Annotated in this window: 14 protein-coding genes, 1 tRNA gene and 1 riboswitch; of the genes, 2 read left to right on the plus strand and 13 right to left on the minus strand. The window is 32.0% G+C overall.

Annotation, left to right across the window (positions count from 1 at the left end; translation table 11 throughout):
• Positions 1–3: 3 nt before the first annotated feature.
• From ribH to TMEL_RS00310, 13 genes are all read right to left on the minus strand, one after another.
• Positions 4–456 (minus strand): 6,7-dimethyl-8-ribityllumazine synthase, encoded by a 453-nt coding sequence (gene ribH, locus TMEL_RS00250; RefSeq protein WP_012056283.1) that lies wholly within the window; start codon positions 454–456, stop codon positions 4–6.
• Positions 453–1,574, minus strand: coding sequence for a bifunctional 3,4-dihydroxy-2-butanone-4-phosphate synthase/GTP cyclohydrolase II (locus TMEL_RS00255; RefSeq protein ID WP_012056284.1), 1,122 nt, complete (start codon positions 1,572–1,574; stop codon positions 453–455). Before TMEL_RS00255 ends, ribH begins: the two co-directional genes overlap by 4 nt.
• Complete coding sequence (locus TMEL_RS00260) at positions 1,552–2,118, minus strand: riboflavin synthase (RefSeq protein ID WP_012056285.1); 567 nt, start codon at positions 2,116–2,118, stop codon at positions 1,552–1,554. The genes TMEL_RS00255 and TMEL_RS00260 overlap by 23 nt, the downstream gene beginning before the upstream one ends.
• A complete protein-coding gene (gene ribD / locus TMEL_RS00265) occupies positions 2,111–3,124 on the minus strand; it encodes a bifunctional diaminohydroxyphosphoribosylaminopyrimidine deaminase/5-amino-6-(5-phosphoribosylamino)uracil reductase RibD (RefSeq protein ID WP_012056286.1) in 1,014 nt (337 codons plus the stop codon). Before ribD ends, TMEL_RS00260 begins: the two co-directional genes overlap by 8 nt.
• 44 nt (positions 3,125–3,168) lie before the next feature.
• Positions 3,169–3,287, minus strand: a riboswitch (FMN riboswitch).
• A gap of 15 nt (positions 3,288–3,302) precedes the next feature.
• The gene (locus tag TMEL_RS00270) at positions 3,303–4,994 is read right to left on the minus strand and encodes a methyl-accepting chemotaxis protein (protein WP_012056287.1); all 1,692 of its coding nucleotides are present in this window, start codon (positions 4,992–4,994) and stop codon (positions 3,303–3,305) included.
• A 17-nt stretch (positions 4,995–5,011) separates the two neighbouring features.
• Positions 5,012–5,419 (minus strand): Fe-S cluster assembly sulfur transfer protein SufU, encoded by a 408-nt coding sequence (gene sufU / locus TMEL_RS00275; RefSeq protein WP_012056288.1) that lies wholly within the window; start codon positions 5,417–5,419, stop codon positions 5,012–5,014.
• Entirely contained in the window at positions 5,409–6,650 is a 1,242-nt protein-coding gene (locus TMEL_RS00280) for a SufS family cysteine desulfurase (RefSeq protein ID WP_012056289.1), read from the minus strand. The genes sufU and TMEL_RS00280 overlap by 11 nt, the downstream gene beginning before the upstream one ends.
• Positions 6,625–7,743 carry a SufD family Fe-S cluster assembly protein gene (locus TMEL_RS00285; RefSeq protein ID WP_012056290.1) on the minus strand — a complete coding sequence of 373 codons (1,119 nt, stop codon included), beginning with the start codon at positions 7,741–7,743 and terminating at the stop codon, positions 6,625–6,627. The genes TMEL_RS00280 and TMEL_RS00285 overlap by 26 nt, the downstream gene beginning before the upstream one ends.
• A 10-nt stretch (positions 7,744–7,753) precedes the next feature.
• A complete protein-coding gene (sufB, locus tag TMEL_RS00290) occupies positions 7,754–9,145 on the minus strand; it encodes a Fe-S cluster assembly protein SufB (RefSeq protein ID WP_012056291.1) in 1,392 nt (463 codons plus the stop codon).
• A 4-nt stretch (positions 9,146–9,149) separates the two neighbouring features.
• On the minus strand, positions 9,150–9,893 hold the full coding sequence (gene sufC, locus TMEL_RS00295; RefSeq protein ID WP_012056292.1) for a Fe-S cluster assembly ATPase SufC: 744 nt from the start codon (positions 9,891–9,893) through the stop codon (positions 9,150–9,152).
• 115 nt (positions 9,894–10,008) lie between these two features.
• Positions 10,009–11,628 (minus strand): chaperonin GroEL, encoded by a 1,620-nt coding sequence (gene groL / locus TMEL_RS00300; protein ID WP_012056293.1) that lies wholly within the window; start codon positions 11,626–11,628, stop codon positions 10,009–10,011.
• A gap of 16 nt (positions 11,629–11,644) precedes the next feature.
• Positions 11,645–11,917 carry a co-chaperone GroES gene (gene groES / locus TMEL_RS00305; protein WP_012056294.1) on the minus strand — a complete coding sequence of 91 codons (273 nt, stop codon included), beginning with the start codon at positions 11,915–11,917 and terminating at the stop codon, positions 11,645–11,647.
• A 209-nt stretch (positions 11,918–12,126) separates the two neighbouring features.
• Positions 12,127–12,202: transfer RNA gene (locus TMEL_RS00310), tRNA-Ala, on the minus strand.
• Between the two features lie 73 nt (positions 12,203–12,275).
• Between TMEL_RS00310 and TMEL_RS00315 the strand changes: the two genes are divergently transcribed.
• Together TMEL_RS00315 and TMEL_RS00320 are read left to right on the plus strand one after the other, a co-directional pair.
• Positions 12,276–12,656 (plus strand): ribonuclease III domain-containing protein, encoded by a 381-nt coding sequence (locus TMEL_RS00315; protein WP_012056295.1) that lies wholly within the window; start codon positions 12,276–12,278, stop codon positions 12,654–12,656.
• Positions 12,653–14,371, plus strand: a complete 1,719-nt coding sequence (locus TMEL_RS00320) for a phosphoenolpyruvate carboxykinase (ATP) (RefSeq protein ID WP_012056296.1) — start codon at positions 12,653–12,655, stop codon at positions 14,369–14,371. The genes TMEL_RS00315 and TMEL_RS00320 overlap by 4 nt, the downstream gene beginning before the upstream one ends.
• Positions 14,372–14,375: the final 4 nt, after the last annotated feature.

The following is a 14,375-nucleotide window of genomic DNA, read 5'->3' on the forward strand; positions in this document are numbered from 1 at the left end:
ACATTAAATCAATTGTCTTTTTAATTGAGCCATTTCAATAGCTACCATTGCTGCTTCAAAGCCTTTATTTCCACTCTTTGCTCCTGATCTATTTATTGCTTGTTCTAAAGTATCAGTTGTTAAAATGCCAAAAGAAATCGGAACTTTCCCTTCCAAATTAAGTTGCATCACAGCTTTTGATATCTCATTTGCAACAACATCAAAATGATACGTTTCCCCCCTTATTATTGCACCTAATGCAATTAATGCATCATAATCTTTGTTTATTAATCTTTTCAATACAAAACCTATTTCCATACTTCCTGGAACCTTTACTATATCTATATTACTAATTCCATGACGTTTCAAACAATCCAAAGCACCTTTTAATAATCTTTCTGTTACTTGTGAATTAAATCTAGAAAGAACTATACCAATCTTTAAATCTTCACAGCCGTAAAATTTTCCTTCTATCATATTTTCTCCCCTTTCAATGAAATTTTATGCCCCATCTTTAATACTTTAGTTTTTAGATACTTTTTATTGTATTTATTCAAGTTACCATTCAATGGAATATCTATAACTTCTAAACCATATTTTTTTAACTCCTCCGACTTTTTTGGATTGTTTGTGAGAAGCCTTATTTTCTTTACTCCAAAAGTTTTCAAGATAAGATATGCTACATAGTAATCTCTTTCGTCCTCTTTAAAACCAAGCATTAAATTTGCCTCTACTGTGTCATAACCTTTCTCTTGTAAATCATATGCTTTAATTTTATTGTTTAATCCAATTCCTCTTCCTTCTTGTCTTAAATAAATTAATATACCTCCTTGTTTTGAAATTATTTTTATCGACTTTTCAAGCTGCTCTCCACAATCACATCTTAAAGAATGAAAAATATCACCTGTTGCACATTCAGAATGAATTCTAACAAATGGTACAGAACCTAATGGTTTTTTCACCACTGCAACATGTTCTTTGCCATCATAAACATTCTTAAATGTGTAAATTTCAAAATTTTCATCAAATTTTGTTGGAAGTTTTGCTTTTGTTTCCACACCAAAAATATCCTTGCTATATTCTTTATACAAATCCCTAATATCAACAACTTCCAAAGAATACTTTTTCGAAAATTCTAATATATACTCAAAATCGTGCGAACTCCCTTCATTATTCAGAATTTCAATAATTACACCATGTGGTGAAAAACCTAATTTTTCAGAAAAATATGTTGCAGCTTCTGTATGTCCCCATCTTCCATCTTTTGCACCAAGCAAAAAGACATGTCCTGGATAGGTAAAACATGAGACATCTAATCCTTCACTTATTTTTTTTATCGTTTGAGTTCTTTCAAATACCGAAATTCCAGTTCCAGTTCCATAATCTACTGGTATAAAAAAGTTGGTCTTTGAACCATTACTTGGTAACTTAAAAAAACCTCTTTCCAATAATCCTTTTTCATAAGTAGCAAGACAAAGTAATCCCTTCCCTTTCTCTAAAAAGAAGTTAACAACCTCCTCATTACAAATTTGGGCTGGAACAAACAAATCTCCTTCTTTTTCTCTTTCAGAATCAATCAAAATAAATGGTTTCATTCTTTTTCCCTCCATATCTTGCAAAAATATCAATTTCATAATTTACCAACTCACCTATATCTAAATATTTCAAATTTGTATTTTCAAAGGTGTGTGGTATAACTTGTACTTCAAAAACATCTAAACTTACATTTGAGATAGTCAAACTTATTCCATTTAATGCAATTGACCCTTTCCGAACAATTGCAAATCTCTCCTTTGGTAATGTGAAATACATATATACAGTTGAAAATAATTTAACAGTTTTTACTAATCTAATTAATCCATCTACATGTCCCATCACAAAATGACCGTTTAACCTATCACCTATCTTTAAGGCACGTTCTATATTTAAATATTTCGAAAAAGAAAGATTTGTAATTTTCATAGTTTCATTTCCTACATCAAAATAATGCCAAAAATTATATACTCTTTTTACCGTCAAACATACCCCATTTACACTAACACTATCCCCTATTTCACACTTAAAAGGAAGTTTTATTTCCAACTCCCCATTTCTTAAAAGAAAATCTCTTGTACAATGCTCGATAATACCACTAAACATTTCTAAATACCTCCAAGTAAAATTCATCTTCCAATCGCTTTAAATTCCTTATTTTAAACTCCATATTCTGTGAAACAAATTTTATTATATTTTCAAAAGGTGAAAGTCCTCTACCAAAAATTTTTGTAGAATAAAATAAATGTAATTCGTCAGCAAAATTTAAAAATTGTGATAGAACACTTGCACCACCTTCTATTAATACAGAATCTATACCAAGATTATATAGTCTAGATAATATATCAAAAGGTTCAGTTTCTGGATAACATTCCAAAGTACCTTGACAACATTTTGAAAAAACTATTGTTCTTGCTTCTTCATTGTAAACGTTAAAACCTCTTCCCAAAGTAATCCCATCTCTATCTAAAACAATTCTCACAGGGTTTCTTCCACCGTTTCTACAAGTAAGCCTTGGATTATCCTTCAAAACAGTATTTGCACCAACTAAAATACTTGAGAAAAAATTTCTAAGAGAGTGTGAAACATTAAAATTTTGTTTTGTAATCCACTTTGAATTTCCATTTGAATCCGCAATAAAACCGTCTAAAGTAAGTGCTACTTTCAAAGCAACATAAGGAAGTTTTTTTGTAATATACTTAAAAAACACCCTATTTAAATATTTTGCTTCATCACTTAAAAGCCCAACATCTACCTCAATACCGTTCTTTTTCAATTTTTCTATACCTTTTCCATTTACAAGGGGATTAGGATCAACACTGGCAATATACACTTTAGATATTCCGGAAGAAATTATTAAATCAACACATGGTAGGTTTTTTCCATGGTGGGAACAAGGTTCAAGATTTACAAACAAAGATGAGCCTTTTACATCTTCTTTTGCATTTAAAATTGCGTTTCTTTCTGCATGAAAACCGCCATATCTTTCATGATAACCCATACCAATAATCTTACCATTCTTTACAATTACCGCCCCAACTAGGGGATTTGGTGAAACCTTTCCTATACCTTTTTTTGAAAGTTCAATAGCAAGCTTCATGTATTTTTCCAAAAAAATCCCTCCTTTTCATAGGAGGGAGAGGTAAATGCATATAGCATTGTCCTCTCCCATCCGGACTTTAACCGTCGGCTCCGGAATTTCACCGGATCAACCCTTAACGGGCTCGCGGGCTTTCACCGCCGGTCGGGACTTTCACCCTGCCCCGAGGACTCTAACACAATTATATCACTTAAATATTAAATTTTCTTACCTCTTCACTTAATTTTAACACATTTCGAGAAAGATTCTTAATACTTTCTTCAAGACTCACAGCAATTTTTAAACTATCTTCTGATAAGTTGTAAACTTCTTCAGACTTATTTTCCACATCATGTATTTGATTTAACACTTCATTAGTAGCACTATCCATTTCTTCGACGGATGCATTCTGTTCTTCGGAATGGGCAGCAAGCACATCTACAATAGAAGAAAGTTCATTAAATGCTTCAAAAATCCCATTAAATATATCAGCAAGTTGTTTGAATTTCTTTTTTGAACCTTCAAACTCTTTTTTCATCTCTCCTGTTTCAGAATTAATAATCCTTGTTTTTTCGTCCAACTTCATAATTGTCTCAGTTATAGTATTTGTTGCATTCTTTGTTTCTTCCGCCAACTTCCTGATCTCATCTGCAACCACCGCAAAACCTTTCCCAGCTTCTCCCGCTCTTGCTGCTTCAATTGCAGCATTTAATGCCAACAGATTTGTTTGTTCTGCTATATCTCGTATGGTTAACACAATATTTTCAATATCTTTAGTTGACAATAGAAAATCTTCTATCTTTCTGTTAAGTTCATCATACCTTTCTAAAATTTTTTCATTAACTTTTTCGACTTCTTCTAATCTTAATTTACCATCCTTAGAGTTTTGATTTAACTTTTCGTTAATACCTAACGTTTCAGAAGCAGTACTATTTAAAGCTACCGCTTGATTGGACAATTCATCCAAACTAGAAGAAATCTCCTCAACCGCTGCACTAATTTTCTCTATAGCTGATTTTTGTATCTCAGAAGCCTTTTCCATATCTTCAATATAGGTCAAAAGATTTTTAAAACCTTCACTTGCAGTGTTTGAAACGAATTCCGAATCCCTAGATGCTTGATTAATACCAACCATTATCTTTCTTATACTTTCAACCATATCACGTACACTTAATGCTATATCTTTAAACTCATCATTTGATTTAATTTCTAATTCATATCTAAAATCTCCAGATGCGTATTTTTTCAAACCATTTTTTAACACATCAACCGGCTTTAACATCAACTTAATAATTCCAAGCAAAAAGAATGCGAGAAACAAGTTCAAAAATATACTTATAAAAGAAACATTCCAACTATTTTGCGTAGATAAAATTCCTTTTGAATAAAGGTATCTTAGTATAAAGGGGCCAATCCAAAGTGAAACAGAAAGCACTGAAACCATAACCTTGGTTGATATTCCCAATTTAAATTTATCAAAATATTTCTTAACCTCTTTTAAATCCATAAATTTCGAATACATAACCAAAAATACTGCTATTATATTAACGTTGATTGCAATTGCACCACTAAGTCTTAAAGCTAATGTTTCCAAGGGGAGTTCTCTAATTTTAGTTGCAAATATTCCCACAAAACTTGCTGCCAAAAAATTACCTATAAAAAGGGCTATGGAAGAAAATAAAGGAATATTAAATCCTCTTCCTTTTTTTACATTCTTTACATTTTTATACACAACCCAAACAGTTGGAATGCCAAAAAAAACAAGCGCAACTAAATATCCAATAAGAAAAATATAAGCTGGATAATCTTTCAATCCAGAAAACACGTAATATGAAAACATCAAAAATGGAAAATCAAATACCAGTAGAATAAAAAGAACTATATTCAGTATTCTCTTTTCCATAATTTTTTCCCTTCCTCTCACAATTTTTCTTTTAAGGCAAGATCAAGTGTTTTCCATGAAAGTAAAAAACATTTTATTCTCATTGGATATTTTTTTATATTTTCAAGTTCCTTTATTATTCCAATTTTTTCCTTGTCATATTCTTCTCCTCTTGCCATAGAGTAAATATTTTTCAAAATCTCTTTAACTTCCCTTTTTGATTTTCCCAAAATACTCTCTATCATTAAATTTGTCGATGCCTGACTTATTGCACAACCTATTCCTTCAAATTTAACATCTATTATTTTATCATCTTCTATCTTTAAATACAACTTAATTTCATCACCACATGATAAATTTTTTCCTTCTTCTACAACTGTAGGGTTATCCAACTTTCCCTTGTATTTTGTCAATTTAGAATAATCCATTATTATTTCAGAGTACATCAAACCACTCCTTTACCTTTTTAATAGCATAAATTAGTTTATCAATTTCATCTAAAGTGTTATATACATAAAAACTTGCCCTACATGTACTATTTGGAAATACGTCTAACTTACTCTGGGATTTTAAAATACTCATTAAAGGTTGTGCACAATGATGGCCACTTCTAACGGCTATTCCAAACTTTTCATCTAACAAATGCGCAATATCATGGGGATGTACACCATTTACATTAAAACTTAATATACCCAATTGGCTCTCATTAAGTGGACCATATAATTCTACACCGTCAATTTTACTAACTTTTTCCAAAGCATACTCCGTTAGCCTTCTAATATGATTTTCTACCTTTTTCATTTCTATCCTTTCCAAATATTCCAATGCAAATGAAAAACCTGCAATTCCTGCAATATTTGGGGTACCCGCTTCAAATCTAAAAGGCAAAACATTAAATGTAATTTCATCTAAACTAACCTTATCTATCATTTCTCCACCATACAAAAATGGCTCCATTTTTTCTAGAAGTTCTCTTTTACCCCACAAAACACCTATACCACTAGGACCAAGCATTTTATGAGCAGAAAATACCAAAAAATCTATATCCAAATCTTTTACATCAATCTGTGCATGAGGTAAAAATTGTGCACCATCTACAACAAAAATTGCATTTGGAAATTTTTCTCTTATCTTTTTTATATCAATCAACTGACCTGTAACATTTGATTGAGCTGTTATAGCCACGATTTTTGGATTAACTTTTACATTAAAATCTTCTAATTTTAATTCGCCAAACCTTCCACTAGGATAAACCGCTAAAACATTATAACCATGCAACTTTGACAATCTAATCCATGGAACGAAATTTGCATGATGTTCTACCATAGTTACTAAAACATTATCATCTTTGTTAAGTATTCCACTTCTTACAAAACTTTCTACAACAAGGTTTAAAGACATGGTACTTCCAGAAGTAAAAATTACTTCTTCCTCTTGTGCATTTAAAAATTTTGCAATTTTTTTCCTAGAAGCTTCTAGTATCTGAGTAGATTCAGATGCTAGTGTATGAACTGCCCTATGAACATTTGCGTAATTATTAAGATAAAAATTTGAAAGCTTTTCTATAACCATTTTTGGTTTTAATGTACTTGCAGCACTATCAAAATATACAATGTTATTTCCATTTATCTTCCTTTCTAAAACGGGGAAATCATCCCGTATATTCTTCGAGAGCATCTTTTATCAACCCCTCAACCCCATAAATAGTTAATTCTTCTACAAGAGTTTCGAATATACCGTTTAAAATATATCTCTTTGCTTCTTTTTCACTAAACCCTCTACTCATTAAATAAAATACCGAATTCTCATCTAATGGTGCAGAGCTTGCAGCATGTGAGGCTACTACTTCATTTTCATCGACTAATAAACTTGGGATAGCTTCCATTTTTGAGTTTTTCGAAAGTAATATACACTTTTCAAACTCCTCTGCTTCACTATTTTTTGCCCCTCTTCTCAAATCAAGTATACCACGAAAGACTACCTTTGCACTATCCATTAAAGCTCCTTCAGCTCGTATTGAACCTTTATTTTCAATTCCAACAAATCTTAAAAGATATAACAGATCAAAAATTGCACTATTTTTCCCCAAAAAATATGGTTTTATTTGCACATTAGCATTTTTATTTCCCATCTTTACACCCAAATAACCTGCTATCTTACCAGAACCAATATAAACATCTTTTACAACTACTTTTGAATTATTTTTTGTCCAAATAAAGACATTATCTACAGAAAAAGAACTATCTTTTGTAACGTGTATATTATACAAATTAAGTTTCGCATTATCTCCAAGTTCGAATCTTAATGTATTATTCGAAAAATCATTAGTCCTTAAAATCCTTACAACCGTAAGTTCATCTTCAACTTGATAATAGTCATTTGTTATCTCATCTTCATATTCCTTAAAAATCTCTTTCTTTTCTTTAACCTTTAAATATTCACCCTTTGAAGAAAATATATCAGACAATAAGACAAATTTTCTATTCGCACCCTCAAAATCAATTAAGTCTATCTCAAAATCCACATCCTTAAAATAATCAACATATCTATACTTGGGAAGATTTATCCTCTCTAACTTTAATCTCTTCCACTTTGGAAAACCAAGTTTAATATACTCTCCATACTTTTTCTCAACGTATTCTCTTAAAAACCTATTCTCTATATTATTCAAAACATCCGAAATATCTTTATAATCTCCTTCAAAAAACTCTTCTGGTTTTGATACAACTGTAATTTCATCATTTAATACAAGTTCTAATGTTTTTTCCATACAAAACACCTCACCCTATTGTTGATTCTATTTCCATTTCAATTAATCTATTTAATTCAACCGCATATTCAAATGGTAAACTACTTACTATTGGTTCAATAAACCCCTTTACAATCATACTTTTTGCCTCAGCCTCATTCAATCCTCTAGACATAAGATAGAAAATCTGTTCATCTTTAATCCTACCTATTCTCGCCTCATGCCCAATATCGGCATCGTTATTGTAAACCTCAATAATAGGAACGGTATCACTCTTTGAGTAATTATCCAACATAAGAGCGGTACATTGTACATGAGATTTACTTTTCTTAGCATCTTTAGCCACCTTCAAAAGTCCTCTATAAAATGCCCAACCTCCTCCAACACTTATACTTCTTGCATCTATAGTTGAGCTTGTGTAAGGTGCAAGATGCACTACTTTAGAACCCGTATCCATATGTTGACCCGGACCTGCATAGGTAATACCCAAACTTTCTGCTTTTGCACCTTTCCCCTTTAGAATGGTCATTGGATATAACATTGTTTTCATGCTCCCTAATGAACCAGAAACCCATGACATTACACCATCTTCTTCAACAATTGAACGTTTTGTGTTTAAATTATATGTATTCTTACTCCAATTTTGAATAGTCATATATTTAACCTTTGCATGTTTTTTTACATATATTTCTACCATACCCGTATGTAAGTTAATTACATTATACCTTGGAGCAGAACAACCTTCTATAAATATAACCTCTGAACCTTCATCTGCAACTATTATAGTGTGTTCTAACTGACTCATTCCAGGATTACTCATGAGAAAATATGCCTGTAATGGCATTGGAACCTTAACACCTTTTGGAACGTACAAAAATGTTCCACCACTCCAAATTGCCCCATGTAATGCGGCAAATTTGTGATCATGCGTAGGAACTAATCTCATAAAATATTCCCTTACAAGATCAGGATATTGTTTTACCGCACTTTCCATGTCTAGAAAAATTATTCCTAAACTTTCCAATTCCTCTTTTATATTTTGATAAACAATTTCAGAATCAAATTGTGCACCAACACCTGCAAAATATTTTCTTTCCGCTTCAGGAATGCCTAATTTGTCAAAAGCTTTTTTAATTTCCTCCGGAACTTCATCCCATGTTGTATTTTTCCTTGCCTTTGGTTTTATATAAGGAATAATTTTGCTCAAATCTAAACCAGAAATATCTACACCAAATCTCGGATTATGCCATCTTTGAAAAATCTCTAAAGATTTTAATCTATGCTCACGCATCCATTTTGGTTCTTCCTTTATATCTGAAATTTCTTCAATTATCTTTGGCGTTAAACCAGGCAAACTTACATATTCTGGCTCAATGTTTGCTATATAATTAAACTTTTCTTCATTGCTTTTTACATCAAACATAATTTCACCTCACTATTGTCGAATATCCCTTTTGTTCCACTTCGTCTGCTAATGAAAAATCTCCACTTCTTACTATTCTTCCATCTGTATATACATGCACTTTATCCACATCTAAATAATTTAAGATTCTCTTATAGTGTGTTATTATTAAAATACTCGTTCCACTTTTCCTTATCTTATTAATTTGCGCTGCAACTATCCTTAATGCATCAACATCCAAACCAGAATCTATTTCATCAAGTATCAAAAGTTTAGGAGATAAAAATCTCGCTTGTAAGATCTCTCCTTTCTTTTTTTCTCCTCCAGAAAAACCAACGTTTAAAAATCTATTCAAAAAATTATCTGAAACAACTAATTCTTCCAAAATACTTTGAATTCTTTCGTTCAAAATCTTATATGAATCATCATCACCATGAATCTTTCTATACGATGTCAAAAGAAAGTTATTAAACTTTACTCCCTCAATTTCATAAGGATTTTGAAATGTCATAAAAATTCCTTTTTTTGCACGTTCATCCGAAGTAAGATCTTTTATACTCTCTCCTTCGAAAATAATATCTCCCTCATCTATTTTATATCTAGGATTACCCATTATAACATTCGCAAGTGTAGACTTACCAGAACCATTTGGCCCCATAATAGCATGTAATTCATCTTGTCCAATCTCTAAATTTACACCCTTTAATATTTTAATATCTTCATCTCTTACAGATGCATATAAATTTTTAACTTCTAACAATTTTTTCATGATATAACCTCCTTAATTAGTTTTCCCTAACTAAAGTATAACATATTAATTGCATTAGTCAATAAAAAAACTTCCCCGGAAAATTCCGGGGAAGCTTGTTTATCTTTAAACTTTATTAATATTCTGGCATTTCTGGCATTGGGTTATTGTTTTTTGGTTCTGGTTTTTCAACTACAAGTACTTCTGTTGTAAGGAGCATACCTGCAATTGATGCTGCGTTTTGAAGTGCACTTCTTGTAACTTTTGCGGGATCAATAATTCCACGTTCAAACATATCGCAGTATTCTCCTTTTAACGCATCAAAACCGTACGCTGGATCATCTTGCTCAAGAACTTTGTGGATAATAATTGCACCATCGTAACCTGCATTCTTTGCAATTTGATTAATAGGAGCACTCAATGCTTCGTAAACAATCTTTGCACCAATCTTTTCATCACCATCTAATTCTTCAACAATTTTTTCAACCGGTTTTCTTGCACGAAGTAGTGTAATTCCTCCACCTGGAACAATACCTTCTTCAACTGCTGCCCTTGTTGCAGATAACGCATCTTCAATTCTGTGTTTCTTTTCTTTTAATTCTGTTTCTGTTGCTGCTCCAACTTTAATTACTGCTACACCACCTGCAAGCTTTGCCATTCTTTCTTGTAATGTTTCTTTTTCATATTCAGATGTTGTTTGTTCAATTTGTGCCTTAATTTGAGCAATTCTCTTCTTAATCTCTTCTTGATCTCCGTGACCTCCTACAATGATTGTTTCGTCTTTCTTTACTCTTACAACATCTGCTCTTCCAAGATCATTCAATGTCAAATCTTCAAGATTAATTCCAACTTCTTCACTTGCCACAATTCCACCAGTAAGGATTGCTATATCTTGAAGCATTGCTTTTCTCCTATCTCCAAAACCAGGAGCTTTTACTGCTACCGTATTAAGTGTGCCTTTTAGTTTATTAAGTACAAGTGTTGTTAATGCTTCACCTTCAACATCCTCTGCAATTATTACCAATGGTTTTCCCGTCTGCGCAACTTTTTCAAGGATTGGTATTAATGGTTTTATATTTGAAAGTTTTCTATCTGTAATAAGAATGAAAGGTTCATTGTATACAACTTCCATTTTTTCAGGGTCCGTTACGAAATATGGAGAAATATATCCTCTGTCAAATTGCATACCTTCTGTAAATTCAACAAACGTATCAATTGATTTACTATCTTCTACGGTAATAACTCCATCTTCTCCAACTTTTTCCATTGCTTCAGCAATTAATTTTCCAATTTCCTCACTGTTTGCACTAATGGATGCTACGTGAGCAATATCATCAGAATTTGATAATTTTTTTGAAATATCTTTGATTTTCTCAACTGCAGCTGCTACTGCCTTATCAATTCCTCTTTTTACAAGAATTGGATTTGCACCTGCTGTAACGTTTTTAATACCTTCCTTAATCATTGCTTGAGCAAGAACTGTAGCTGTTGTCGTACCATCACCTGCTACGTCGTTTGTTTTACTTGCAACTTCTTTTACAAGTTGTGCACCAAGATTTTCGAATTTATCTTCAAGTTCTATTTCCTTTGCAATTGAAACACCATCATTTGTAATCGTAGGGCTTCCCCAGGATTTTTCAATAACTACGTTTCTACCTTTTGGTCCTAACGTAATCTTAACTGCATCTGCAACTGCATCTACACCTCTTTCAAGAGCTCTTCTTGCTTCTTCACTAAATCTTAACATCTTAGCCATACGTGTCACCTCCCTATTAGTCTTCTATTTTTGCTAAAATATCTTCTACATCAATTATTATGTAATCATCATCCTCTATTTTTATTTCTGTACCAGAGTATTTTGAAAAGATTACTTTATCACCAACAACAATATCAACATCGGAATCTTCTAAATTACCAACAGCCACCACCTCAGCTTTCATAGGTTTTTCCTTTGCAGTATCTGGAAGCACTATACCTCCTTCTGTTCTCTTTTCCTCCTGAATTGGTTTTATCAAAAGTCTTGCACCAAGTGGTCTTACTTTCATATCCTTACCCCCTTTCAAAATTTTGTGTTGTCACTCTTAATCATCGACTGCTAATTTTAGTTTACCAAAAATATCGAAAATGTTAAGCTTCATTTTTGGAAATTATATCCATTTAAAACAAAATAACGCAAAATAAATGTATTTTTCTTTGTTTTTCTAAGTTTTTCGATAAAAACGGAAGGGAGGCATTAATGCCTCCCTTCCTTAACTGGTGGAGCCGATGGGATTCGAACCCACTGCCTCTACCGTGCCATGGTAGCGCTCTCCCAATTGAGCTACGGCCCCAAACACCTAATAATTTATCATATTTTAATTTTCTAGTCAATATGTTAGAATAAAATAAATGGGGGGATTAATTTTGGATATCTTTTCTAAAGTAAAACCAAATATTAACATTAACGAACTTTCAACTGACTCATTGGCTTATATTGGAGATGCGGTTTTTAACCTATACGTAAAATTATACTATTTCAAAAAAACTTCTGTGAGAAAACTTCACAAAAATACCCATTCTATTGTGAACAGAGATCATCAAGCGCTTCTACTTGACAAAATCCTTCCATTACTAACAGAAGAGGAATTTTCTTATGTCAAAAGAGGAATAAATAGTAAAGGTGCAGGAAAATACGGAAATGATCCCGCCTACAGAAAAAGCACAGGTTTTGAAGTATTAATAGGATTCCTTTATTTAAAAAATGAGGATAGGCTTTATAACCTACTAACGGAGGTGTTAAAATGAGCCGATCAGTTATCATTGATGGTTCCATCATTTACACAAATTACAATCAAATTATGGGGCATGAAAAATTCGAATCATTATTAAACGAATTCATTGAAATACTGAAAGAAAAAAACAGCCCTCTTCTCCATGCACTAGTTCCATTTAAATTTGGTAATGAATACGATACTAAAAGAATCTCCGAGTATTTTAACCTTTTAACAATGAGAAATCTAAAAGAACTTTCTCATATAATGAACTATATAAATCCGGAATTATTAGCAAAATTTATAGAATCATTTTACACTTTTTGGCGTTCAAAACATAGATTTATGGTAAGGTACGAAAAATACATAAATGATTATAACAGAAGAGCTAGCATAGAATATACAATGACAATGGTAGCAGATCAATTTAAGGCTGTAATTAAAAATCTTTACAGGCAGCTTATATCAAACATTACTAATGAATTTCCTAAGGTAATGAGACAACTTCCAAGTGGTGCTCAAACTATGTTTTTGTATGATTTTGTAAACTGTGAAAAATTAAGTTATAACTGGATGGACAAAATTCCAACTATTTGGGGAGCAATATTTGATCCACCAGCTATATTTTACACAAAATCGAACAAAAGAAAAGGTGTTATCCCCATCGAAGAAAAGGATATACTTGAAAAAATAGAACTTTCACCAAATGAATGGTTCAGAATCCCCATATTTGTTGGAAAATTATTGTTTTTTAACTTTGTACACAAAGACTTTCTTGCACACGGTGCAGGTCTTGCAAATCTCTTTGAAATTGCATCACCAAAAGATATAAAAAACAGAAAACCAGATGGAATAATAATCTTTGGTATCAATCCTGTAAAAATACCTGAATACAATAAGAAATGGGAAAATGCTGTGGTTATTAAAGATAAAGATGTATACGTTGGAATAATACCTGGAATAGATGAAAATGACTATTTTGGATATATGAAAAAAACTACACTAACCGTCCACAACTTAATAATGATAGAAAATGGTAACCTTCCTATACACGGTTCAATGGCAAAAATTACGTTGAAATCTGGAAAGAAAGCAATTGCAATGTTTTTAGGAGATAGTGGCGCTGGCAAAAGTGAAACCTTAGATGCACTTAACAGATTAGATGAAGTAGCAGAAGTAGATATTATTATCGACGATATGGGAAGTTTACAAATCGAAAATAACGAAATTGTAGCATATGGAACAGAAACAGGTGCATTTGTAAGACTAGATGATTTACCACCGGGATATGCATATCACACAATGGATAGAAGTATTTTTATGAATCCAGATAAAGTTAACGCAAGGGTAATTGTTCCTTTTAATAACTATAAAGAAATAATTACACCGACAAAAATTGATTACCTTTTCTACGCAAATAACTACACCGAAGTATCCAACGACGATGAAAGAATTAAATTCTTCGATTCGTACAAAGATGCTTTAAAAGTGTTTTCAGAGGGAAAAAGAATGGCAAAGGGCACAACCGCAGAAAAAGGAATTACAACATCATACTTTGCTAATCCTTTTGGTGCTATTCAAATGAAAGAAAAACATGAAAAAATTGCGGAAAAATTCTTTAAAAAAATGTTTGAAACGGGGGTGAAAATAGGTGAAATCAGAACAATGCTTGGTATAAAAGGATTTGAAAAGGAAGGAACTATTCTTGCTGCTAAAGCATTACTAAAACTAATCGAAAAAAAGGGGTGAAAAA

It is taken from the genome of Thermosipho melanesiensis BI429, from assembly GCF_000016905.1.
GTDB lineage: Bacteria > Thermotogota > Thermotogae > Thermotogales > Fervidobacteriaceae > Thermosipho > Thermosipho melanesiensis.

Excerpts from the sequence above, each read along its gene's own strand:
- TMEL_RS00270 (WP_012056287.1), bottom strand. The coding sequence starts at position 4,994 with ATGGAAAAGAGAATACTGAATATAGTTCTTTTTATTCTACTGGTATTT.
- TMEL_RS00260 (WP_012056285.1), bottom strand. The coding sequence starts at position 2,118 with ATGTTTAGTGGTATTATCGAGCATTGTACAAGAGATTTTCTTTTAAGA.
- TMEL_RS00285 (WP_012056290.1), bottom strand. The coding sequence starts at position 7,743 with ATGGAAAAAACATTAGAACTTGTATTAAATGATGAAATTACAGTTGTA.
- ribH (WP_012056283.1), bottom strand. The coding sequence starts at position 456 with ATGATAGAAGGAAAATTTTACGGCTGTGAAGATTTAAAGATTGGTATA.
- TMEL_RS00280 (WP_012056289.1), bottom strand. The coding sequence starts at position 6,650 with ATGCTCTCGAAGAATATACGGGATGATTTCCCCGTTTTAGAAAGGAAG.
- sufC (WP_012056292.1), bottom strand. The coding sequence starts at position 9,893 with ATGAAAAAATTGTTAGAAGTTAAAAATTTATATGCATCTGTAAGAGAT.
- groES (WP_012056294.1), bottom strand. The coding sequence starts at position 11,917 with ATGAAAGTAAGACCACTTGGTGCAAGACTTTTGATAAAACCAATTCAG.
- TMEL_RS00255 (WP_012056284.1), bottom strand. The coding sequence starts at position 1,574 with ATGAAACCATTTATTTTGATTGATTCTGAAAGAGAAAAAGAAGGAGAT.
- sufU (WP_012056288.1), bottom strand. The coding sequence starts at position 5,419 with ATGTACTCTGAAATAATAATGGATTATTCTAAATTGACAAAATACAAG.
- groL (WP_012056293.1), bottom strand. The coding sequence starts at position 11,628 with ATGGCTAAGATGTTAAGATTTAGTGAAGAAGCAAGAAGAGCTCTTGAA.
- TMEL_RS00320 (WP_012056296.1), top strand. The coding sequence starts at position 12,653 with ATGAGCCGATCAGTTATCATTGATGGTTCCATCATTTACACAAATTAC.
- sufB (WP_012056291.1), bottom strand. The coding sequence starts at position 9,145 with ATGTTTGATGTAAAAAGCAATGAAGAAAAGTTTAATTATATAGCAAAC.